We start from the raw sequence: 21,956 nt of genomic DNA, 5'->3' as shown, positions 1-21,956 counted from the left end.
TTCAACTTTTCAATTTGCGCCACAGGATACCCGAGAGTGCGCGGATGCGGAACGACGGGGGTTCAGATCCCCGCTCCGGGCCGAACTCAAGTTGCGCCTATTCACAACTAAAACCTCAAAACATACTTTTAAGAAAGGCGTAAGTAGACTCATTTCTCAACTTTACCCCTAACGGACGAATTTGCTGACTAAACCGCACCGAGAGCGAAAATTTCTGCGGCAATTAACAAAGCCTTCACTTTCTGAATCCAGACTGCGGGTCCTCTACAACATACCGATAAGGAGAACCCCATGTCCCTGTCCCGGAGGCGATTCCTACAATTTTCCGGTGCCGGCCTGGCATCCCTGCCACTGCTAAAAGCCTATGGCGCCGGCTTACAGCCTTTCCAACACGGCGTTGCCAGCGGCGATCCATTGAGCGATCGGGTAATTCTGTGGACCCGTATCACCCCCTCCGACGACCCCAGCTTTCAGTCCATAGTGCCCTACACCTGGCAGATCGCCCTGGACCCGGAAATGGGCATGGTGGTAAACAGCGGCAGCGGTGTCACCGGCCCCGAGGTGGACTACACCATCAAGGTGGACGCCGCCAGCCTGCAAGCGGGCACCACCTACTACTACCGCTTTTATTCCAACGGCATAGATTCCCCCATCGGCCGCACCCGCACACTACCCACCGGCCATGTGGACCGCCTGCGCTTTGCGGTCACCAGCTGCTCCAACTATCCCATGGGCTACTTCAATGTGTACCGGGAGATCGCCCTGCGCGCCGACCTGGATGTCGTGCTGCACCTGGGGGATTACATCTACGAGTACGGTCCCGGTGGTTTCGGCACCGGAACCGGTCTGGGGCGCGAGCCTATTCCCGCCAAGGAAATGGTGGATATCCAGGACTACCGCCTGCGCTACGCCCAATACCGTACCGACCCGGACCTGCAGGAGGTCCACCGCCAGCATCCGTTTATCTGTGTGTGGGACGACCATGAAACCACCAACAATGCCTGGGCCGGGGGCGCGGAAAACCACGATCCACAGGAGGGCGAAGGCGACTGGAGTGTGCGTCGCACCGTAGCCAATCGGGCCTACTTCGAGTGGATGCCAATCCGCGATAACGGCCTTCTTGATCTCTTCGGCGACAGGGCTATCTACCGCAGCTTTCGTTTCGGCAATCTGATGGACCTGATGATGCTGGATACCCGCATCGCCGCCCGCGACGAGCAGGCCAATTGGTTTGACCAGAAGACCGCCGATAACCCCGAGCGCAGTATTCTCGGCGCACAGCAAGAGCAGTGGCTACACAGCGGGCTCAGCCGATCCCAATCTGATGGTGTGCGCTGGCGGGTACTGGGCCAGCAGGTGATGATGGCCCAGCTGACCCTGGCCAAAGATCTGTCTGTAAATATGGATCAATGGGATGGCTACACCGCCTCCCGCGAGCGCCTGTTCGAGCACATCAGCAACAACAATATCGATAATTTTGTCGTGCTCACCGGGGATATCCACAGCTCCTGGGCCTGGGACCTGGCCAGCAACCCGTTCAGTATTCTCGAATACGGACGCCTCACCGGTCGCGGTGCCTTGGGCGGTGAATTTGTAACCCCCGGCGTCACCTCCAGTTTCCTGGATAAATCCCACCTGACCGATGTGGCCGCTATCGCCATGGACGGGCTGATTCCACACCTGAAGTGGGTTAATGTCACCCAGCGTGGCTACCTACTGATGGACGTCTCCCACTCTCGCACCAAGGCCCACTGGTACCATGTAGACACCGTCACCAGTAAGAATTACAACGCCAATCTAGCGCGGATTTACAAGCAAAAGGCTGGCGAAAACCATGTACAGCGCGCCTGGAGCGAGAGCACCGGTCCCGCCCTGGTACCGGCACCGGCACCGGGTTACGCCACCCTGGCGCGTAATGCCATCGCCGCCCTGCGCAGCCGCTACAGCGTTTAAGCGCAAAAAAACGTGCGGTCCCAGCGAGCTGCGCGTTTTTTTCGGCCTTAAACTGAAAAGGCCCTTCTCAATCCAGGCTAAAGTCGAAACTCATCTCCTCCGCCGGAGCCTGCACATAATATCCCTGGATATAATCTGTACCGGTCTGCCACAGGGTGGGCAGCATGCTGGCCTGCTCAATATGCGGCACAATCACCTTAGTCTCCGCCTCGCCCAGGCGCTGCACCAGACCCGCTAATGTTTCGCTGCTCTCGCCCTCATCCTGCACTTCGCGCACAAACGACGGGTCTATTTTAGCGATGTCCACCTTTACATGTTCCAGTGCTTTGAAGGGGTTCAGGCCGGTGCCGAAGTGGCACACGGACACCTGGCAGCCGAGCTGCTGTACCTGGATGGTGAAGTCACGCGCGGCGTGGAGGTTACTGGTGATATCTTCCTGGCGCAGCTGGAAAATCACCGAGCCGGGCACCAACTTGGCCGCTTTAAAGGCCACACCCAACCAGGCCGGCAAACTGTTGTCGAGCAATGAAGCGGTGGTGAGATGCAACAGCAGCGACACTTCCTTGCCCTCAGCCCGGGCGGCTGCGGCAGCCTTGATCGCGGTGAGGATCACCCAGCGATCCATCTTTGCGGACAGCCCCGCATCACCGAGTTCCTGTAGGAAGGCCAGTGGTGCCAGCTCCTCTTTTTCGTCGAGCATACGCACCAAGACTTCGTACATCTGCTCACCGGTACCCTGCAGACTCAAAATCGGCTGATACAGCAGTTTGAGATTGCCCGCCTCCAGGGCCTGTACCACTCGGGCGCGATGATAGGTGCCGGCATCGGCACTGTTCTCCGTATCCGGTTCATACAGGGCAAAAGCGCCACCCCGACCATCTTCGCCGAGCGCCTGTTTATGGGCGATCTGCGCCTGCTCCAATACCTGCTGAGCACCACTGGAGGCCTCGCTCAACAGGGAGATCCCGATCGAGGCGGTCACCTGTTGGGTCTTACCGGCAGCATCGAAGATCGTATCGGCAATTCTCTTGAGCATATCTTTGGCGCGCAGCTCGATACTATCAGGAGTAGTGTCGGGACTCAGCAGGCAGAAACTGTCGTCGCTGTAACGCGCCAGGGTATCGCCACTGCGCTGGCAACCCTGCAACAATTCGGCCATGGCTTTTTGCAACACGTCAGCACCGGCTACCCCCACAGTCTTTTGCACTTCCTCACCGAAACGGTCCACCTGAATAAACATTAGGCCGCCGGTGCGGCGGGATTCCGCGGAAGACTTAATGGTGGAATCCAGCAATTGTAGGAAGTGCTGGCGGTTGAACAGGCCGGTGAGAGAATCGCGGTTTTTGATATCGCTGAGCTGCGCCTCCAGTTGCTCGGTGTCACCGCGGCGAGTGGCAATACGCACCTGTAGGCAGCGTTCATCATCATAGGAGGTACTGAGTACCTCAGCGCGGGTGGGGAGCGGATCGCCACTGAGAGTTCTGGCAGTGAACCGCCACTCCTTAGCCTCCACTTCGTTGTTGTCGATGGCGCAGCGCTTGAGGAATTCCCGTGCCCCTCCCTGCTCATTTTCCGCGAGCATATCAATCAGCGGTTGGTACTCGACTTCTTCGCCGCTTTCAAAGCCGAAGCGCTCAGCAAAGGAGTCGTTGGCATACACCAACAGGCCATCAGACACATAGGCGATGGCGTCTTTAGAGCTGTCGAGCAATTCCTTGGCGCGTTTGAGTGTCGCGTGATAGCGGCGGTCGTGTATCCGCGCCTGGCGGCGGTTGTCGAGCGCAGTCATTTCTCGCTGAATCACCAGCAACAAGTGCTGGTCCTCATCCACTGTCACCACATCCCGTGCCCCCTGCTTTAACCCCTCCACCACGGGCTGGGAGCCTCGACGCTCACTCAGAAGGATCACCGGCACATCTTTTTGCAGTTTGCTGATAGTGCGCAAGGCCACTGCCGGGGGAACTTGGGTACTGCTCTCTGCGGCAATCACCAGATCCCAGGTTTTGTCTTGTAGCAAGCGGGTAAAAACCGCTTCACTGGCAACATGCTTGGCGCGGTTGGGTCTGCCGGCATTGTGCAGCATGCTTACCAGGCGCTGCGCCTCTGAGGGCGTATCGTGAATCAGGAGGAGTCTGATAGTGTCGTTGCTATTCATTATTTGCTCTATTTATTCAGGGCGGCGCACCGCAACCGCGTGCGGTAAGTTTAGGGGGCCCCTGTGGTGGCATACAAGAGCACATCTGAATGGTACACGTGAATCAAGTCACACAAATCTGCCTGCCACAAAAATGCGCCCTAAATTATTTCTATGCGAATGAGTCATCACTTATCGAGCCGATAAGATCTTTCAAATGGTGGACATTACCGAGCCCAAAAGCGCGGCGGACACTATATAGATAGACCCAGCCGCGCATTTAGCCCAGATTAATTCGACGCCCATTTTGTTTGGGTAGGCCCGCTTTTTATTTATCGTGACGCGATGCGTTAGTGCAATTTTCTAGCGGAGATTTGGAGGTGACACCCGGCACTTCGCGCACGAGCTTTGGCACCAAGTAACCCGGCATACGCTGGCGCAGCTGCGCAATCAGCTGCAGGGCCTCGCTATCGTCCACCTCAAAGTGTGCCGCTCCATTGACCCTATCCAACTGATGTAAGTAATAGGGCAATACCCCCGCATCGAAGAGAGTTTCACTCAATACTTCCAGAGCACTGCAGCTATCGTTTACTCCGCGCAGCAACACCGCCTGATTGAGCAGAGTCACACCGGCATCGCGCAATCGCACCAGGCCCGCACGTACCTCTTTATCAATTTCATTGGCGTGATTGCAATGCAACACCAGCACCGGTTTCAGCCGCGACTGGCTAAACCAGGACAGCAATTCATCGGTAATACGGCTCGGTGCCACTATGGGTACGCGACTGTGAATACGCAGTGTATTTAGGTGTGGCACCTGTGCCAGCTCACCGGCGAGCCAGCCGAGCTGGCGATCGCCGAGTACCAGGGGATCGCCACCGCTCAATATCACTTCACGCAACTCGGTGCGCGCGCGCACATAATCCAGTGCCATCGACCACTGCTGTCGGTTTAAATGATTATCGCCGTAGGGGAATTCACGGCGGAAACAATAGCGACAATTAACCGCGCATTGCCCTGCGGTAATGAACAACAAGCGGCCGTGGTATTTGTGTACGACTCCCGGCAGCGGGTTGGCCTCAGCTTCCTGTAGGGGGTCGGCACTAAAACCAGGTACTGCCTCCAGCTCCGCGGCACCGGGCAATACTTGTAGCAATAGTGGATCATTGGGATCGGCGGAGCGCATGCGCCGAATAAATGGGCGCGGTACCCGAAGGACAAACTTCTCACTCGCGCGCAACGCCCAGGGCAGTTGGGCCCGATCGAGCTGTAATAATTGAATCAACTCTTCGGGGTCTGTAACCAAGTCTGAAAGTTCATCCTGCCAGCGGCGGGTTTCGCGGATATCGATCAGTTCGCTGTCGACGGCTGGAGATTTCGCCATAGGAATACGCACAGAAAGGAGTAACACAAAAACGAGAAAGCGTCATTGTACCAGAAGCCGATCCGGACAAAGGCAGTCCCTGCGCAATGTATCGCGTTCCAATGGGACAGTCCTCCGAAACCGTATGGTCACCCCGTCTCGCAAACCAATAAACATCGACTGTTCAGGCCCCCAGCACCACTTTCTACATCAGCACACCCAAACTGGGGGCATAGTGCCTATATTCCTCTCGTCGTATTTATTCAACTTTGTCACAGAAACAACAAAAAAAAATCGACAATTAAATATCCGCCAACCCGCACAAAATACCAGCAGATGCTATCTGAAACTTTATTGTGCATACGCACGCCATAGCCTAAAGGCGAAGTGGAAACTTCGGTGCAAACCTGAGTGAAAATATCCTTCAGAGGAAAAACAACACACTTAGTAAAAAATAAACCATCAGTATAAAAATATTACTTTCAGTACCAATTTCCTTAGGAAATTCTTCACAATCCCCCCATTCACAACAGGGTTAATACGATGTTAATTTAACCAAAGACAAGGCGATAACAACTTTGTCTTATTTGAATTCAGTGCACTCGAATTTCAATAAAAACTGGGAATCTCCCCCGCCCAATAAAAAATGGAATTATAAAAAGGAAAAATTCGATGGAAATGCAGCTCGAATTACTTGAGGCCAATAAAGATTTACTGATTGAGCAGACTCGCGCTCATCCATTCCTCAAGCGCTGCCGCGATGGCTCCATAACCATGGAAGAACTGAAAATTTTCCTGGTCCAACAGGGAATTTACAGCCGCTATTTTGTGCGCTATCTGTGTGCAATGATGGCAAATCTCCCCAGCAATAAAGAAGTGCATGAACTGGCAGAAAACCTGATGGAAGAACTGGGCCTGGAACCAGACAGCCCTAAACCCCACGCAGAAATTTACCGCGAGATGCTCGAACACTTTGACCTTAGCCTGGAAAATGCAGAAATTCTGCCGGGCACTCAACACTTGGTCGACACCATGTTCCAACACTGCCGCGACCTCCGCGCAAGCTCCGGCCTGGGCGCACTGTGCCTGGGTGCCGAGGCACTGGTGCCGGATCTGTACAGCGATATCGTAGCCGGCTTCCGCGCCTGCGGCGTTGCCGATGAACAGCTGACTTTCTTCCTCTTGCACATCGAGTGTGATGACGGCCACGCGGAAACTATCCGCGATATTATGGTAGAGATCGGCAGTAAAGACGCTTCGCAACTGGATGTGATGCTCGATGCCGGGCGCCGCTTGGTTCAGGCCCGCCAACAGTTTTTCGATTCCATCGAAACGGCCTACCGCACCTCGCGCCAATCACACCCCCAAGCCATACCCGCCTAAACCGCTTGTGCCCAGCCTACTAAGCGGGCTGGGCACAACATAGACCAGTATTTGCAACAGCGAAGTATCCACACCTGTTGTACGAGAAATTTAAAAACTGAATGGGCTTTTTAGCGGCCGCTGCACATCGAGCCACAATCGCTAAAAACCCAGTGCCGTAAGCGTTGGAGTTAACTATGGCTGAAACACTATCAATGAATAAAGGCGAGCTGATTGAGCGCGCCAGCGAATCCATGAAGCAGCACCTGGGTGTGCCCGAATGGTCCCTGCGCGAAAAGCTCGCGCTGACCTGCCGCATTCTTTTTGCCCATGGTCACGACTCCGGCCTGGCCGGGCAGATTACTGCCCGGGCGGAAACACCCGGTAACTATTACACCCAGCGTTTGGGTCTGGGTTTTGACGAAATCACCGCGTCAAATCTATTGGAAGTCAACCAGGACCTGGAGGTTCTCTCCGGCGACGGCATGGCCAATCCCGCCAACCGCTTCCACACCTGGATTTACCGCGCGCGCCCGGATGTAAAGTGCATCGTACACACTCATCCGATCCATATTTCCGCACTGTCCATGCTGGAGCGCCCGCTAAAAATCTCCCACATGGACGCCTGCATGCTCTACGACGATATCGCTTTCCTCAAGGAGTGGCCCGGTGTGCCGGTCGGGAATAGCGAGGGAGAAATTATCGCTGAGACGATCGGCGATAAGCGCGCGATCCTGCTCGCGCATCACGGCCTGATCATCGCCTGTCGCTCGGTGGAAGAGGCCTGCTCTATGGCCCTTCAATGCGAGCGCGCCGCCCAGCTGCAAATACTGGCAGAATCTGCCGGGACCATTCAGGACATCGCCCCAGAACTCGGCCGTGAAGCCCACGACTGGATCTTGCAGGAAAAGCGCAGCCAGGCCACTTTCGCCTATTATGCTAGGCGCCTGCTGCGGGACATTGACAAGTCCAATGACACTCCCCTCAGCTGATACGCTATACACAGAGGTTCGCCAGCCCGCAGTGTCTGCGCTTCGCGGGCTGCAACCGCGCCGTGGCAAACACACAGTGAAATCCTCCGCAGCCAGGCAATACCGCGATACAAATGCTGTGTAGATTCGTTCAAGCCGCCACCCTCCTGTATAATCCCGCCCCAACATTTCAGGGCCGCCGCTAAAGTCTCTGCGCCGCGGCCGGACGAGTCGCCTGCAGCTACCTTTTTTGCCGGGAGCGAACAGGAATCCCAGGGGTGGAGCGGGCCGTGGCCGGTTTTTACACAATGGAAAAACTCGTTAAATATCAAAGAGATAAATGACTTAAAAGGGCTCTAATTACTATGGCTAATTACTCCACCAACGAATTCAAGGGCGGCCTCAAGGTAATGCTCGATGGCGACCCCTGCTCTATTGTGGAAAACGAGTTCGTCAAACCTGGCAAGGGCCAGGCTTTCAGCCGAGTAAAACTGCGCAACTTGAAAACCGGCCGCGTATGGGAACGCACCTTCCGTTCCGGTGAGAGCCTGGAATCCGCGGACGTAATGGACCGCGAGATGGAATATCTCTACAACGACGGAGAGTTCTTCCACTTTATGGAGCCCGAAACTTTCGAGCAGCACCAGGCCAGCACTAGCGCGGTGGGCGACGCGGCCAAGTGGTTGAAAGAACAGGACGTTTGCACCGTCACCCTGTACAACGGTGCCCCACTGGCGGTAACCCCACCCAACCACGTCATCCTGGAAATCACCGACACCGATCCGGGCCTGCGCGGCGACACCGCCCAGGGCGGCACCAAACCCGCCACCCTGGCAACCGGCGCCGTGGTAAAAGTCCCGCTGTTCCTCGAGATCGGTGAGACCGTCAAGGTGGACACCCGCACCGGTGAATATCTGGGCCGCGCCAAAGAAGACTGAGTTTTCCCACCCCCTGTGGGCGGCCACCCGGCCGCCCACTGTCCGAGCCAATTCCATGACCGCTGATTCCTGGCGCCCCGTCGCCACCCTTGCAGCCCTGCGCCAACGCGCCGCGCTACTGGCGGAAATTCGCCAGTTTTTTGCCCAGCGCCAGGTTCTCGAAACCGAAGTGCCAGTAATCTCTCGCCGCGCCACCAGCGACCCCCATATCGAGTCCATTACGACCCAGTGCGTCGGTACCGCAGCCTACCTGGCCACCAGCCCAGAATTTGCCCTGAAGCGTCTCCTGGCCGCCGGTATCGGCGACTGCTATTACCTGGGCAAAGCATTTCGCCAAGGAGAGGCCGGCCGCCGCCACAACCCAGAGTTCACCATGCTGGAATGGTATCGTTGCGGCTGGGATGATCGACGCCTGATGGATGAAGTGGCGGACCTGCTCTGCCAAATATTGGGTAGGCATCAGGTGCAGTCATTGAGCTACCGGGAGCTATTTCAGCGCGAGTTGCAACTGGACCCACACAGTGCCAGTGACCAAGCCCTGGCAAGCTGTGTCGAGCGGGAAATGGACCTGGCTTTTGCGCCCAATGATCGCAGTGAGTGCCTGGACCTCCTAATGAGCCACCGCCTGGAACGGGCCATGGGTGCGGGTATTACCCTGCTATATGACTTTCCCGCAAATCAAGCCGCACTCGCCAAGGTGATCCCAGATAAGAGCGGCACCCCGGTGGCACGGCGTTTCGAAGCCTATGTAGGAGGGCTGGAGCTGGCTAACGGCTACTGGGAACTGACCGACAGCGCGGAACAGTTGCGTCGCTTCGAGGCGGATCAAGCCTACCGCAAAAAGAATGGTAGCGCTGTCCATCCATTTGAAGAGCGCTTGGTGATGGCGCTGCAGGCGGGCATGCCGGAGTGTGCCGGCGTCGCCCTGGGGGTAGATCGTTTATTGATGCTGGCCGGCGGCTATAAAAGCATTGAGGATGTCATCGCTTTTCCCATTGAGCGCGCGTAATCAGATTCGCTCGATGAGGGCTCAAGGCGTGAAAAGATAGCGCGCCACTTCACCGACGGCAAAGAAACCGCAATCCAACGGCAGCTGCTGGCGCTCTGCCGGCACCAGCGCAACCAGGCTGCGGTGATGGCTGGCTTGAGCCTGCTCAAGCAGGTGGCGAAATAACCTGCGCCCAATACCCCGCCCCCGGTAGTCTTGCAGAGTGGTCAGGTCATAGAGGCCCAAAGCATCGGCAGAGGCAAATAAACAACCAGCCGCTACGGGTACACCTTCCAATCGCGCCAAAAAAAATCTGAGCCGCGCGCGCCGCTGCTCGGGAATCGCCACAAGCGCGGTATAGAATTTTTGTAGCTCGGCAGCCTCCTGCGCACTGCTACATTCTGCCGCCAGTACTTCCCCGTAGGTGGCCAGCTCCTCTTTTTTGACCCCCGACACCTCCAATTCACCTCCTGTCAGATCCCCCTCGGAAGGCCCGGCGCCCTGCACAGCAAGGCGCTGTACTTCTGCAGCCATGGCAACCTGGGACTGCTTGCGCTGGAATCCCAGCTGCGCCAGGGCGTCGTCATCGAGGGGCTTTGAGGCACTGTGCCAGAGGGTGAAGGGGCTGTGGCGTTCGGCAAAATAATCCAGGGCAAATCGCTGCAGTATGCGCGGCAACATTACCGTATTGGAAACCGCCTGATTGAGCCGGCTAGTCAGCAATCCGGTATCACTGCGAACGATACCAGTGATCTCCTTCGTGTGATTGGGATTGAGTAAGCCCGCACAGTAACTGGCGTGGGCCTCAAGATTGCGGCAGACGAGATTTTTGGCGCTGAGACTGTATTTCATGGGTACAAGGATAGTTCCATTTATCCATTGCCCTGGGGGGCGAAAAACCCCGCAGCCGGCGGGGTTGTAGTCGCTACTTTTCCACTTGCGAAAGCGCGCACTGATCCATAGACATGGCCGGCTGGGCACAGGTCGCCGGACCCACCACCTTAGCCGGCACACCGGCCACCAGGGTTTTTTCCGGCACCGACTTTAACACGACACTACCAGAAGCCACCTGGGCACACTCCCCCACTTCGATATTGCCCAGCACCTTACTGCCTGCGCCGATCAAAACCCCACAGCGGATCTTCGGGTGGCGGTCGCCGCTCTCCTTACCGGTACCGCCAAGGGTTACCGATTGCATGATGGACACGTTGTCCTCTACCACTGCAGTCTCACCAATAACAATACCGGTGGCGTGGTCGAGTAAAATACCCTCGCCCACTTTTGCCGCCGGGTGGATATCCAGGCTGAACACCACCGACACCCGGTGCTGTAAAAACATAGCCAGAGAACGGCGCTGTTGTTTCCACAGCCAGTGGGCTACCCGGTGTACCTGCAAGGCGTGGAATCCCTTGAAATACAGAAAGGGCTCGTGCAGCGACTTACAGGCCGAATCACGCAGGTAAGTGGCATTCAGATCCGCACGCGCAGCGTGGCCAATGCACGGATCTGCCGCCAACGCCTCATCAATCACTTCGCGGATCAACAGCGCCGGTGCCACCGCATTGTCCAGTTTATTGGCCAGATGGAAGCTGAGAGCCGCCTCCAGAGAACTGTGATTGAGAATGGTCGCGTGCAGGAAGCTGGCCAGAATTGGTTCTCGCTCAACCTGTTGCGTCACCTCGATGCGAATTCTCTCCCACAGTAAATCCGTATTTGTCTCGGCGCACGAAGCGCCCACGGTGGACTTTTCCATATCAAACCGCTCCCAGTGTCAGAGGGGGTTCCAGCAGCGCCGATTGCTGCTCGCGCAATGCCAGTATATGTTCCGCCCAGTAACGGGGGGTATTAAACCAGGGAAATGCCTGGGGGAAAGCCGGGTCTTGCCAGCGCCTTGCCAGCCAGGCTGCGTGGTGCATCTGGCGCAGGCAGCGCAACGGCTCCACCAACTGTAACTGCTGTGGATCAAAACGATAGAAGGTTTCATAACCTTCCAACACCGCCTCCAGGTAGGCGGTCTGCTCCGCGCGATTGCCGGAAATCAGCATCCAGATATCCTGGATTGCCGGGCCCATCAGGCAATCGTCCAGATCCACAAACCAGGGAGTATCGTCACGCCAGAGGAAATTACCGCTGTGACAATCCCCATGCAGCCTGAGCATATCCCATTGCCGCTCAAACAATGGCGCGACCTGTTCAATAATATGCCCGGTCACAGAAGCGTAGGCCTCGCGATTCTCTCTCGGCAGAAAATCGCCACCGAGAATAAATTCACGGCTGTCGATCGCGAAATGCTGAAGCGTTAGGGTCGGGCGGTGGGTAAAAGGTTTGGCGCTGCCAATCGCGTGAATACGCCCTAGCATGGTACCCACCTGCCCCAGGTGCTCGAAATTATCCAGCTCCAGCTGGCGTCCACCGCGGCGTGGGAACAGGGCGAAGCGAAAGCCGGCCGATTCCATTAATGTGCGGCCATCGAATGCCAGCGGCGCCACCACCGGAACCTCCGCTTCGGCCATTTCCAGAGTGAAGCGGTGCTCCTCCAAAATCTGCTCATCGCTCCAGCGACCCGGGCGATAAAACTTCGCGATCAATGGCTCGGCACCCTCGATGCCCACCTGATAAACCCGATTTTCGTAGCTATTCAAGGGAAATATACGCGCGTCGGAAAGGAGCCCGCTGCTCTCGACACAGTCAATCACCACGTCCGGCGTGAGGGCTTCGTAGGGATGGTGGCTCTGAGTCATAGCGGGTACCAACTGAATATCGGTTGGCTATGCTAACGCGCTGGCAGGGGCGGGGACAAACACAGAATAGCCGCACTGACCCGCCACATGGATCGGCTAGAGCGGCAAACCTTATGCCCAGCGGCGCCGGTATCCTATGCAGGTCACCCAAGAGGAGGCTTTAGCCGCTACTTCCGCGGTGTTGTCGCAGCATCCGGACCACTTGGTCGCGGCCAAAGACCTCGGCAAAGTCCTCCGCCGAATGTCCGGCCTTGTTGGCCATCTCCGGATCACAGTCCTGCTTCAGCAGAGTTCGGGCGAGGGAAAATTCGCCACGAAAAATAGCCGCCATCAACGCTGTATTGCCACGGCGGTCCTGCGCACAGGCGTCGGCACCCTTTTGTAAGAGGTAGTTCACCGCACCCGCATTGCCGTTATACGTCGCGATCATCAGGGCTGTATAGCCTTTAGGGTTGCGCAAATCCAAGGGAAAACCCGCTTCGGAAAATTCACGCAGTACCTCGGTATCACCCACTCGCGCGGCAGCGAAATAATACTGGGCGAGCTCGGCAACGTCGGAGTCCCGTTCTCCCGGCTCCCCTGCCTGAACAACGGCGCTGAGAAAGAGTAGCGCGTACACTAGGAATCTCATGATTTCACCTGTACAGGTAATGCGGGAGGCCCGAGCCCCCCGCAGATTGGTTCAACCTATTGAGCCAGCTTTTTCACTCGTCCAAGATCTCCGCCCACCGCTTTGGTCAGGCGCTGGCCGTACTCTTTATCGGCCTGGTAGAAGTAGCTCAACATAATGTGCTGAGTATTGCTGTCGCGCACTTTACCCAGGTCACCGGCTAGGTTTTCTACCAGGTTCTGGCGCTCTTCTGGACTCAGGCTGCGGTAGAAAACACCCGCCTGGGCAAATGGCAATGTCTTCTCAATCGCTTTCTGCTGGGTACTGCCTGTTAACGGCTTACGGCTGTAAAGACCTTTAGGGTCTTCATTGCGCGCATCAATACGGCTCGGTTGGTAGTTCACATCCGAAGTCTGTTGGCCGTAATTACCCACACCATCCTGGTTCCAGTTGCTTACCGCTACACGGGGGCGGTTGATTGGCAATTGCTGGTGGTTGGCTCCCAAGCGATACATCTGTGTATCGGAGTAGGAGAACACGCGGCCCTGCAACAAGCGATCTTCCGACGGTTCAATACCGGGAACGAGATTCGCCGGAGCAAATGCAGATTGCTCGGTTTCCTGGAAGAAGTTCGTAGGCACGCGATTCAGGGTCATGGTGCCGACTTGGGTTTCCTTCACATCTAGCCACATTTTTGTAGCGTCTAGAGGATTGTAATTAAAGCGGCTCAGCTGAGAGGGCTTCAGGACTTTAATAAATAAATCCCATTTGGGGTAATCGCCCTTCTCAATTGCCGCATACATATCTCGGGTCGCGTGACTGAAATCTCGGCTTTGGATTTCCGCCGCTTGTTCCGCAGTCAGGTTCTTAATTCCCTGGCGGGTTTTCCAGTGAAACTTCACATAGCTCACTTCATCCTTGTCATTAACAAATTTATACGCATGCACTCCCCAGCCATCCATCTGGCGTAAATTAGCCGGTGTGCCGTAATCGGAGTAGACCCAGCTCAGCATATGTGTGGCTTCTGGCACATGGCTGAAGAAGTCAAAGAAACGATTGGGGTCCTGCTGGTTAGTGACCGGGGATGGTTTCAGTGAGTGAACCATATCCGGGAATTTAATCGCATCGCGGATAAAAAATACCGGCAGGTTGTTGCCGACCAGATCCCAGTTACCTTCTTCAGTGTAAAATTTTGTAGCAAATCCACGCGGATCGCGCAGAGTTTCTGGTGAGCCTTTGGAGTGAATGACGGTGGAAAAGCGCACAAAAACCGGCGTCTTGGAGCCCCGTTCAAAAATAGCGGCGCGGGTTAAATCACTAAGGTCCGCCGTCGCCACAAATTCACCATGAACCCCTGTACCACGTGCATGCACTACCCGCTCGGGTATACGCTCACGGGCAAAGCGTTGTAATTTTTGGATAAGATGTACGTCCTGCAAGAGGTTTCCACCATTTTCTCCCGCGGTTTGCGCATTTTGGTTATCGCCTACCGGCGCACCGTTGTCGCGGGTCAGAGTCTCTGCATTGGCACCGCCTATCAAGCCGATAGTTAATGCAAATAAAGGAAGGTATTTCATTGGTAAGTTTGCCCCTACAACTATTTCTATCACAGAGGCAGAGCTTATAGATGAGCGTAATAATAGAGAAATTAGACCTTGTTATCGCTCTTATAGCGGGGATCAATCAATTGCTTTGAAAAAGAAAAATTCTCTCACGTTTCCCCAGGCTTTTTAAAACTATGTTTAGGCATAAGATACCAAAGCACACCGGCCACCAAGTAAAGGGCCGGGATATCTCCCACCAGGTTGGTGCGCTCAGTGTGGTCGTAGAGAGCCTGCAGTAACATAATTGTGGCGTGCACCAGGCTAGACCACACAGTAAACCAGATCAAACTGGCGTTGGCGGCGGGATTTTTTGCCGCGCGAATCAGGAAGACCCCCAGGGTAGCGTAGATCCCCAGGATCATTTGCTCATACTCCGGCTGTCGTGGCGTCCACCCCCAACCGGAAGGCCATACCCACATCATCATTGGGTAAATGGCAATAATAAATATCAGCCCAACGATAACCAGGGCGATGGGTAGGTATTTGGCGCGGGCGATATCATCCATGGTGCTCTCACTGATCGAACAGGGGCCGGTAGATTCAATTATTCCTGCAAATCCCCCGGCAAATGGCAGACCACTTCCAGGTTGTTACCATCGGGGTCGAGTACGTAGGCGGCATAATAATCCGGGTGATACTGCTCATAGATACCTGGAACACCATTATCGGTAGCGCCGGCCTCTAATGCGACCCGATAAAAATTGCGCACCACTTCACGCTCTTCCGCGCGAAAGGCAATATGCAGCTGGGCACTGCTCTGTACCCCCTCGCAAATCCAAAACTCGGGCTTATCCGCCCAACCAAAGCCCGCCGATTGATCAAATTCCATGACCAACTCATAGCCAATCGACGCCAATGCCTGGCGATAAAAATCGCGGGAGCGGGCAAAATTTCCTACCGGTATTCTGATGTGATCCAACATTGGCAAGTCTTCCTTGTCTTGTGGTGGCTTCACCGCCAGTCTGCAAGATAGCTCAGGGGGATGGATTCAGCTTTGACTGAGCTGAAGTCGTGACGGGCTTTACCGCGCGAATAAGCACTGAGAGACACAAAAAAACTTCAGCAACCCCACAACATCCATTGCCGGGTTACTACATCAATGCCGGCAAAATTAGGGCAGGAAATACCAGTGATGTAATCCATAAGCCGCCACGCCAAACCCAAAAATAAGCTGGCCGACCAAAAGCACGCGATAGGCAAAGGTATAGCGGGCCACACCGCCCCGCTGAATAGCATCATTGGAAAAAATCCTGGCCTCCTCGGGGTAGTCCTGCTCCAGATTTTTTAATGCCGGAACCGCCAACCTAAGCAACTGCCGGCTGCGGATATCCATTAACCAGAATACGGTTACAAGAATCACCACAGAGCCACCGAGCAGGGCGAGAATCAAAGGATGAAAATTTTTCTCCATCGCTGTAAAAATCCCCCCCTCCACAAACATGGTGAGTATCACAAAAAAATTAATCACCTTGAGGCGCTGATCTGCGGCAAATCGATAGTGCTCACAAAGGTACCGTCCCTGCTCCAAATTCATTCTCCTTAATTCGATAAAATAGGCCTGAAAATAGCCAAACCGCTCTTCCGCCACGAGTAAAAAAGCCGGGCTGAGCCCGGCTTTTTCTCCATACCAACAGCAATTTTCCGTGGTAGTAGTGGTTGTTCGCTAAATTCAGGTCAGCGATTTTCGCGATGTGCCAGCAGATCGTCAACCACAGTGGGATCGGCCAGGGTGGAAGTATCGCCGAGATTATCCAGGTCGTTACAGGCGATTTTGCGCAGGATACGCCGCATGATTTTGCCCGAGCGGGTTTTCGGCAGACCAGGAGCCCACTGAATCCTATCCGGCTTGGCTATAGGGCCAATCTCGCTGGCACAGAGCGCGGTTAATTCCCGCAGCAGTGCTTCACTGGGTTGGTGCCCCGACTTCAGGGTGACAAACGCATAAATGCCCTGCCCTTTAATATCGTGGGGATAACCTACTACGGCGGCCTCGGCGGTATCCGAATGCAGAACCAGGGCACTTTCAATTTCGGCTGTGCCCAGGCGGTGGCCTGAAACATTCAACACATCGTCGATACGCCCGGTGATCCAGAAATAACCATCGGCATCTCTGCGCGCCCCATCGCCGGTAAAATAGTAACCGGGATAGGTGGAGAAATAGGTGTCGATCATCCGCTGGCGATCGCCGTAGACATCGCGAATCATCGATGGCCAGCTTCTTTTTATGGCCAGGGCACCCTCTCCCGGACCATCAATTTCCCGACCATCGCCATCCAGTAATACCGGCTGTACACCAAAGAAAGGTTTAGTGGCTGAGCCCGGCTTGAGTGCCACCGCACCCGGCAAAGGGGTAATCATATGGGCGCCGGTTTCCGTCTGCCACCAGGTGTCCACAATGGGGCAGCGCTCCTGCCCGACCACCTTGAAGTACCACTCCCACGCCTCGGGGTTGATCGGTTCTCCCACAGTGCCCAGTAACCTCAGAGAACTGCGCTCTGTGCTCGTCACAAATTCATCGCCCGCGCCCATAAGGGCACGAATCGCCGTGGGGGCGGTGTAGAAACTGTTAACCCTGTGCTTATCCACAACTTGCCAAAAACGCGAGGCATCCGGGTAGGTCGGGACACCCTCAAACATCAAGCTGGTAGCTCCGGCCGCAAGGGGGCCGTAGACAATATAGCTGTGGCCGGTAATCCAACCGACATCGGCGGTACACCAAAAAACCTCTCCCTCGCGGTAATCAAATACATACTTGAAGCTCATGGTGGCCATCAGCAAATAACCGGCGGTGGTGTGCAGCACCCCCTTGGGTTTTCCGGTGGAGCCAGAGGTGTACAGGATAAATAGCGGGTCTTCCGCATTGATAACTTCCGGTGCGCATGCGCTATCCATCTCTGCGATGGATTCCGCATACCAGATATCCCGCTTGCTATTCCAATCTACCGGCGCGCCGATATGCTTTACCACAATGGTTGTATGCACATTGGGACATTCGGATAGGGCCTGATCCACATTGGCTTTCAGAGGAATATGTTTGCCACCGCGAACCGCCTCATCCGCTGTAATAACCAGATGACAATCGGAATCGAGAATACGGTCCTTCAGGGCACTTGGCGAGAAACCACCGAACACCACCGAGTGCACCGCGCCAATACGAGCGCAGGCCAGCATGGCGTAGGCCGCCTCGGGAATCATAGGCATATAAATACAAACGCGATCCCCTTTTTTAACCCCGCGGGATTTCAGCAGATTTCCCAGGCGACATACATTGTCGTACAGGGTGCGGTAGGTAATTGCCACGCTATCCGCCGGGTCGTCCCCCTCCCATAAAATGGCCGTTTGATCACTTCGGCTAGCCAGGTGTCGATCGATACAGTTCACCGTGACATTGAGCTGACCATCAGCAAACCAGGCCGAATGCCCTCGGTGCATATCCTCTTCCAGCACCTGGGTAAAGGGTTTTTCCCACTGAAGGAAATCCTTTGCTTGTTGCGCCCAGAAAGCCTCCGGATTTTGCACCGACTGATGATACATCCTCTCGTAATCTTCTGCGCCAATCAGGGCATTGGCGGCAAACTCAGCAGGTATGGGACGGGTATGCACTTCTGACATCTTCTTCTCCTTTATTATTAGCTTGGCATGATGGCCTAGAGAAATCTGAGCTTATTAGGGCTTTGTTCAACCCACTTTATAGTATTGCCAGGGTGAAACAATCCCCCCACATTTGGCAGAGTTGAAAAGTAGGAAAAGTTCACACCGGCACAAGAGAATTCACCTATCCCTTATCCACCGGGGACGGCCGAAACAACAAAGGGCCTGAGGATTGATTAACAACAGAAAATTATTGAATAAGCGCTGAGCAATTTACCGGGTATTAAATCCAGATATTATTATCCGCGGTCAATTTACCTCCGACATCACCAGTATTCACAACGCCTCTGGGCTCGATCAGTAAAATCTCGCACTCCAGCTCAGCCCTTGGCTTGTGCTCCACGCCTTTGGGCACCACAACCATCTCCCCAGGGCCCAAACAGATCGTATCATCCCGAAACTCAATTTCCATTTGCCCTGAGACAACGATAAAAACCTCATCCGTATCGGGATGATCATGCCAGGTAAACGCTCCTTGAATCTTAACCAGCTTGAACTGGTAGTCATTCATTTCCGCGATGACCTTAGGAGACCAATGGTCCGTGAACTTTCCCAGCTTCTCTTTAAAATTAATGACTTTATGACTCATCACCTAATCCTTTTTTCCTAAGCAAAAAGCACTTATAAGTTAAAAACCATACCGAGCGTGAGGTCTCAAATAAGTTTCTGAAGCTTCCAACCCTATGCTGGCTAAAAACCAATACTCCCGACTCTCTTAAACGGGTAGCCACTATTCCAATCCCTTTTTTCTTCACGCCTGAAAAACTGCCATCGTAAATAAAGTTTGAGCCACAGGATAGGTTGTTTCTATAAGCACCGCGAACTTGATATCCAAATCTCGACACAAGCGCAGGGCTACATCCGTCCCCAATAAAAATTGATCAGCCAAATCATCCCCGCCACTTCCTATAACTCTGGCCATACCCACTAAAACCTCAGCTCCGCTACCGCCGCAAATCTCTGCCGGCGCCCTGGGGACAGATAAACCTGCCGACACTTCCGGACAGAGAGGAACAATCCCCTGAGTATCCACGAGCCAATTAAAATCTTTGCTAATAACCTCAATATCGCTACCGTTATAGCGCACCGCACATCCCAGAAGGCAAGAGCTTACTAATATTTTTCCATATACACCTTCACCTAAAGTGGACACAATAGGATAACAAGTTCATGGATCATTGAAATTCCCAAGACACAATTTTTCGGCTTGCATGAAAAACGAATTAAGTCAGAAAGTCGGAATCATTGGGCCAACCCCTCAGGCTTACCGAGAAATCCATAAATATATTTATTCGAGACAGAAAAAATGCGACATTCAATATTGCTTTTAATCATCTGCCTAATAATCAGCCCCGCACTTAATGCCAAACAACTGGCAATTACTTTTGATGATGCTCCTCGTAAAGCCTATGGTTATTTTGATGGGCCAACCCGAGCTAAAACACTCATTGAGAACCTGGAAAAACATCAGATTGGCCAGGTAGCTTTCTTTTCGACCACACAATTTCTGGACCAGGAGGGGCTGGAAAGGATGCGTCTCTACGACGAAGCCGGGCATATTATTGGAAATCACACCCACAGCCATCCAAACTTCCTTGAAACAGAGCTATCCACGTACCAGGAGGAATTTTTACAGGCACACCAATTACTTCAACAATTTGACAATTTTATACCCTACTTTCGATTTCCCTATCTACGAGAGGGGGAAACCGTCGAAAAACGGGACGGCATGAGCAATCTGCTAAAAGAAAATAAGTACCTAAATGCCTACATAACACTGAATAATTACGACTGGTATATCGAAGAACTATTCCAGAAAGCTTTAAAAGAAGATAAACCCGTTAACTTACAAAAGCTTTCTGAAATGTATGTGGATGTACTGATGCAGAGTATCAATTATTATGACCAGCTGGCAATCAAGCACCTTGATCGTTCGCCCAAACATATATTGCTCTTGCACGAGATGGATATTTCCGCGCTTTTTATCGGGGATTTAGTGCGAAGCTTAAGACAGGAAGGCTGGGAGATAATCTCTCTAGAAGAAGCCTATCAGGATCCCATCGCCCAATACCAGCTCCCCCAACCGCTCAAATACAACCCAGGCAGAGTTGGAGAAATCGCATTACATAAGGGGCAAAAGCAGGGCTTGTGGCACTACACGCTGGATGAGTCTTACCTGGAAAAAAGATTCCAGCAGGAAGTCCTATTTCTCTCGGATCAATAATCTATTGAAAACGTCGCTTGTGCATTAGAGCGAAAGCTCAGGGGCAAGCGAAAAAATTTTGATTGGGCAGAATACTACAGGGCCGTAAGCCCTGTAGTCGGGGAATTAAGCTTCAGCGAGCTGCACCGAAATCGTATTCGTGCTGCGCTCTACCTGGTTTTTCTCATCCAGATAAACCAGCTTGGGCTTGTGGCTATCGGCCTGCTCCTCGGTCATCTGGGCATAGGACGCAATAATAATACGATCGCCAACCTGGACTCTGCGGGCAGCGGCGCCGTTCATAGAAATAATGCCGGAACCGCGCTCTGCAAGGATCACATAAGTGTGAAAGCGCTCGCCGTTACTCACGTTATAAATATCGATTTTCTCGAATTCGCGCAGCCCCGCCAGCTCTACCAGATCCTCGTCAATTGCGCAGGAGCCGTCATACCAAAGTTCGGCCTGGGTCACCGCGGCCATATGCAGTTTGCACTTCAACATTTCAATTTGCATGGTTGGATGCCCCTCAAAGTTCCAGGGATACGTTGTCGATCAGGCGAGCGGCACTGGTGTACATCGCTCCGAGGATCGTAATTTGCTTGTCATCATCGGCGGCCGGCTGCAAGTCCCTGCTGTAGCAGATGGAGAAGTAGTCGACACGAAAACCGCTGTCCTCAATGCGTCGGCGCGCCTCTTTTTCCAAATCGGAAAAATCCCTACGCCCCGCTAGGATCTCATCCTTGACCCAGTTCAGCGACTGATTAAGCACAGCCACTTTAGGCCGTTCGCCCGCACTGATGTAGCCATTGCGCGAGCTCATGGCCAGGCCATCGTCTTCGCGGTGCACAGGTGCGGCAATGATATCCACCGGCATACACAGGTCTTCCACCATACGGCGTATTACCGCCAGCTGTTGGAAATCCTTAATACCGAATATCGCCTTGTCCGGCTGCACAATATTAAACAGCTTGGAGACCACCGTAGTGACCCCTTCGAAGTGCCCTAGGCGACTGGCACCACAGAGTACATCTGTCATGGCAGGGCAAACTACACGGGTCTGCTGGTCCATACCATTGGGGTAGATCTCACTTTCGTCCGGGTGGAACAGGAAATCACAGTCCGCTTCTCGCAATTTAGCGATGTCACGCTCCATAGTGCGCGGGTATTTGTCCCAGTCCTCATTCAAACCAAACTGCAGGCGGTTGACGAAAATCGAGACCACTACCAAGTCACAATGTTGCTGGGCCAACTTAACCAGTTCGATATGGGCATCGTGCAGATTGCCCATCGTAGGCACAAAACCGACCGACTTGCCGTCTTTGCGGGCCTGGGCCAGCGCTTCGCGCAGGCTTACTACGTGGTGGAAGACTTGCATTGCTCTACCGCTCACTATGAATCAGCGCGGCATCATACTCGCTGAGACCGGGTGTCTCAACAT

The 21,956-nt window shown here is 54.1% G+C and carries 21 protein-coding genes; 6 read left to right on the top strand and 15 right to left on the bottom strand.

Going from position 1 to position 21,956, the window contains the following annotated elements:
• Positions 1-291 precede the first annotated feature (291 nt).
• Positions 292-1,953, top strand: coding sequence for an alkaline phosphatase D family protein (locus Q1A69_RS05425; RefSeq protein ID WP_299582261.1), 1,662 nt, complete (start codon positions 292-294; stop codon positions 1,951-1,953).
• 67 nt (positions 1,954-2,020) lie between these two features.
• On the opposite strand, the gene Q1A69_RS05420 is transcribed toward Q1A69_RS05425, so the two are convergent.
• On the bottom strand, positions 2,021-4,108 hold the full coding sequence (locus Q1A69_RS05420) for an EAL domain-containing protein (protein WP_299582259.1): 2,088 nt from the start codon (positions 4,106-4,108) through the stop codon (positions 2,021-2,023).
• A 307-nt stretch (positions 4,109-4,415) separates the two neighbouring features.
• Positions 4,416-5,471, bottom strand: coding sequence for an EF-P beta-lysylation protein EpmB (gene epmB / locus Q1A69_RS05415; protein WP_299582257.1), 1,056 nt, complete (start codon positions 5,469-5,471; stop codon positions 4,416-4,418).
• A gap of 651 nt (positions 5,472-6,122) precedes the next feature.
• On the opposite strand from epmB, the gene Q1A69_RS05410 reads away from it, so the two are divergent.
• The 4 genes from Q1A69_RS05410 to epmA all read left to right on the top strand — a co-directional run bounded on the left by Q1A69_RS05410 (position 6,123) and on the right by epmA (position 9,730).
• Positions 6,123-6,833, top strand: a complete 711-nt coding sequence (locus tag Q1A69_RS05410; protein WP_299582255.1) for an iron-containing redox enzyme family protein — start codon at positions 6,123-6,125, stop codon at positions 6,831-6,833.
• Between the two features lie 176 nt (positions 6,834-7,009).
• A complete protein-coding gene (locus tag Q1A69_RS05405) occupies positions 7,010-7,804 on the top strand; it encodes an aldolase (protein WP_299582252.1) in 795 nt (264 codons plus the stop codon).
• Between the two features lie 344 nt (positions 7,805-8,148).
• Positions 8,149-8,721 (top strand): elongation factor P, encoded by a 573-nt coding sequence (efp, locus tag Q1A69_RS05400; RefSeq protein ID WP_299582249.1) that lies wholly within the window; start codon positions 8,149-8,151, stop codon positions 8,719-8,721.
• A gap of 55 nt (positions 8,722-8,776) precedes the next feature.
• Complete coding sequence (gene epmA, locus Q1A69_RS05395) at positions 8,777-9,730, top strand: EF-P lysine aminoacylase EpmA (RefSeq protein ID WP_299582246.1); 954 nt, start codon at positions 8,777-8,779, stop codon at positions 9,728-9,730.
• 21 nt (positions 9,731-9,751) lie between these two features.
• Here the strand turns inward: epmA and Q1A69_RS05390 are convergent, their stop codons facing one another.
• The 11 genes from Q1A69_RS05390 to Q1A69_RS05340 form a co-directional block, all read right to left on the bottom strand.
• Positions 9,752-10,561, bottom strand: a complete 810-nt coding sequence (locus Q1A69_RS05390) for a GNAT family N-acetyltransferase (RefSeq protein WP_299582243.1) — start codon at positions 10,559-10,561, stop codon at positions 9,752-9,754.
• Positions 10,562-10,634: 73 nt separating this feature from the next.
• Entirely contained in the window at positions 10,635-11,462 is an 828-nt protein-coding gene (gene cysE / locus Q1A69_RS05385) for a serine O-acetyltransferase (RefSeq protein WP_299582240.1), read from the bottom strand.
• Between the two features lies 1 nt (position 11,463).
• Entirely contained in the window at positions 11,464-12,450 is a 987-nt protein-coding gene (locus Q1A69_RS05380) for a serine/threonine protein kinase (protein ID WP_299582237.1), read from the bottom strand.
• Positions 12,451-12,610: 160 nt separating this feature from the next.
• Positions 12,611-13,081 carry an ankyrin repeat domain-containing protein gene (locus Q1A69_RS05375; RefSeq protein WP_299582234.1) on the bottom strand — a complete coding sequence of 157 codons (471 nt, stop codon included), beginning with the start codon at positions 13,079-13,081 and terminating at the stop codon, positions 12,611-12,613.
• Positions 13,082-13,137: 56 nt separating this feature from the next.
• Positions 13,138-14,637, bottom strand: a complete 1,500-nt coding sequence (locus tag Q1A69_RS05370; protein WP_299582231.1) for a catalase — start codon at positions 14,635-14,637, stop codon at positions 13,138-13,140.
• 134 nt (positions 14,638-14,771) lie between these two features.
• Entirely contained in the window at positions 14,772-15,170 is a 399-nt protein-coding gene (locus tag Q1A69_RS05365; RefSeq protein WP_299582228.1) for a DUF6632 domain-containing protein, read from the bottom strand.
• A 38-nt stretch (positions 15,171-15,208) separates the two neighbouring features.
• Complete coding sequence (locus Q1A69_RS05360; RefSeq protein WP_299582225.1) at positions 15,209-15,586, bottom strand: VOC family protein; 378 nt, start codon at positions 15,584-15,586, stop codon at positions 15,209-15,211.
• A gap of 189 nt (positions 15,587-15,775) precedes the next feature.
• Positions 15,776-16,198 (bottom strand): hypothetical protein, encoded by a 423-nt coding sequence (locus tag Q1A69_RS05355; RefSeq protein WP_299582222.1) that lies wholly within the window; start codon positions 16,196-16,198, stop codon positions 15,776-15,778.
• Between the two features lie 140 nt (positions 16,199-16,338).
• Positions 16,339-18,276: an acetate--CoA ligase gene (gene acs / locus Q1A69_RS05350; RefSeq protein WP_299582219.1), complete on the bottom strand. Its 1,938-nt coding sequence runs from the start codon at positions 18,274-18,276 to the stop codon at positions 16,339-16,341.
• 262 nt (positions 18,277-18,538) lie between these two features.
• Positions 18,539-18,904, bottom strand: coding sequence for a cupin domain-containing protein (locus Q1A69_RS05345; protein WP_299582216.1), 366 nt, complete (start codon positions 18,902-18,904; stop codon positions 18,539-18,541).
• A 162-nt stretch (positions 18,905-19,066) separates the two neighbouring features.
• A complete protein-coding gene (locus Q1A69_RS05340) occupies positions 19,067-19,402 on the bottom strand; it encodes a DUF523 domain-containing protein (protein ID WP_299582213.1) in 336 nt (111 codons plus the stop codon).
• Positions 19,403-19,621: 219 nt separating this feature from the next.
• Between Q1A69_RS05340 and Q1A69_RS05335 the strand changes: the two genes are divergently transcribed.
• Positions 19,622-20,539 (top strand): polysaccharide deacetylase family protein, encoded by a 918-nt coding sequence (locus Q1A69_RS05335; RefSeq protein WP_299582210.1) that lies wholly within the window; start codon positions 19,622-19,624, stop codon positions 20,537-20,539.
• A gap of 105 nt (positions 20,540-20,644) precedes the next feature.
• Here Q1A69_RS05335 and panD read toward each other — a convergent pair whose 3' ends face one another.
• Together panD and panC are read right to left on the bottom strand one after the other, a co-directional pair.
• Positions 20,645-21,031 (bottom strand): aspartate 1-decarboxylase, encoded by a 387-nt coding sequence (gene panD, locus Q1A69_RS05330; RefSeq protein ID WP_299582207.1) that lies wholly within the window; start codon positions 21,029-21,031, stop codon positions 20,645-20,647.
• Positions 21,032-21,044: 13 nt separating this feature from the next.
• Positions 21,045-21,893 carry a pantoate--beta-alanine ligase gene (panC, locus tag Q1A69_RS05325; protein WP_299582204.1) on the bottom strand — a complete coding sequence of 283 codons (849 nt, stop codon included), beginning with the start codon at positions 21,891-21,893 and terminating at the stop codon, positions 21,045-21,047.
• Positions 21,894-21,956: the final 63 nt, after the last annotated feature.

The sequence above is a fragment of the uncultured Microbulbifer sp. genome (assembly GCF_947498635.1).
GTDB classification, from domain to species: Bacteria; Pseudomonadota; Gammaproteobacteria; order Pseudomonadales; family Cellvibrionaceae; genus Microbulbifer; species Microbulbifer echini.
The sequence above is the reverse complement of the archived record's forward strand: the minus strand, read 5'-3'. Positions and strand labels throughout refer to the sequence as shown.

Bases quoted from the DNA above. Each gene is read 5' to 3' on its own strand.
- Q1A69_RS05425 (WP_299582261.1), top strand. From the start codon at position 292: ATGTCCCTGTCCCGGAGGCGATTCCTACAATTTTCCGGTGCCGGCCTG.
- Q1A69_RS05420 (WP_299582259.1), bottom strand. From the start codon at position 4,108: ATGAATAGCAACGACACTATCAGACTCCTCCTGATTCACGATACGCCC.
- epmB (WP_299582257.1), bottom strand. From the start codon at position 5,471: ATGGCGAAATCTCCAGCCGTCGACAGCGAACTGATCGATATCCGCGAA.
- Q1A69_RS05410 (WP_299582255.1), top strand. From the start codon at position 6,123: ATGGAAATGCAGCTCGAATTACTTGAGGCCAATAAAGATTTACTGATT.
- Q1A69_RS05405 (WP_299582252.1), top strand. From the start codon at position 7,010: ATGGCTGAAACACTATCAATGAATAAAGGCGAGCTGATTGAGCGCGCC.
- efp (WP_299582249.1), top strand. From the start codon at position 8,149: ATGGCTAATTACTCCACCAACGAATTCAAGGGCGGCCTCAAGGTAATG.
- epmA (WP_299582246.1), top strand. From the start codon at position 8,777: ATGACCGCTGATTCCTGGCGCCCCGTCGCCACCCTTGCAGCCCTGCGC.
- Q1A69_RS05390 (WP_299582243.1), bottom strand. From the start codon at position 10,561: ATGAAATACAGTCTCAGCGCCAAAAATCTCGTCTGCCGCAATCTTGAG.
- cysE (WP_299582240.1), bottom strand. From the start codon at position 11,462: ATGGAAAAGTCCACCGTGGGCGCTTCGTGCGCCGAGACAAATACGGAT.
- Q1A69_RS05380 (WP_299582237.1), bottom strand. From the start codon at position 12,450: ATGACTCAGAGCCACCATCCCTACGAAGCCCTCACGCCGGACGTGGTG.
- Q1A69_RS05375 (WP_299582234.1), bottom strand. From the start codon at position 13,081: ATGAGATTCCTAGTGTACGCGCTACTCTTTCTCAGCGCCGTTGTTCAG.
- Q1A69_RS05370 (WP_299582231.1), bottom strand. From the start codon at position 14,637: ATGAAATACCTTCCTTTATTTGCATTAACTATCGGCTTGATAGGCGGT.
- Q1A69_RS05365 (WP_299582228.1), bottom strand. From the start codon at position 15,170: ATGGATGATATCGCCCGCGCCAAATACCTACCCATCGCCCTGGTTATC.
- Q1A69_RS05360 (WP_299582225.1), bottom strand. From the start codon at position 15,586: ATGTTGGATCACATCAGAATACCGGTAGGAAATTTTGCCCGCTCCCGC.
- Q1A69_RS05355 (WP_299582222.1), bottom strand. From the start codon at position 16,198: ATGAATTTGGAGCAGGGACGGTACCTTTGTGAGCACTATCGATTTGCC.
- acs (WP_299582219.1), bottom strand. From the start codon at position 18,276: ATGTCAGAAGTGCATACCCGTCCCATACCTGCTGAGTTTGCCGCCAAT.
- Q1A69_RS05345 (WP_299582216.1), bottom strand. From the start codon at position 18,904: ATGAGTCATAAAGTCATTAATTTTAAAGAGAAGCTGGGAAAGTTCACG.
- Q1A69_RS05335 (WP_299582210.1), top strand. From the start codon at position 19,622: ATGCGACATTCAATATTGCTTTTAATCATCTGCCTAATAATCAGCCCC.
- panD (WP_299582207.1), bottom strand. From the start codon at position 21,031: ATGCAAATTGAAATGTTGAAGTGCAAACTGCATATGGCCGCGGTGACC.
- panC (WP_299582204.1), bottom strand. From the start codon at position 21,893: ATGCAAGTCTTCCACCACGTAGTAAGCCTGCGCGAAGCGCTGGCCCAG.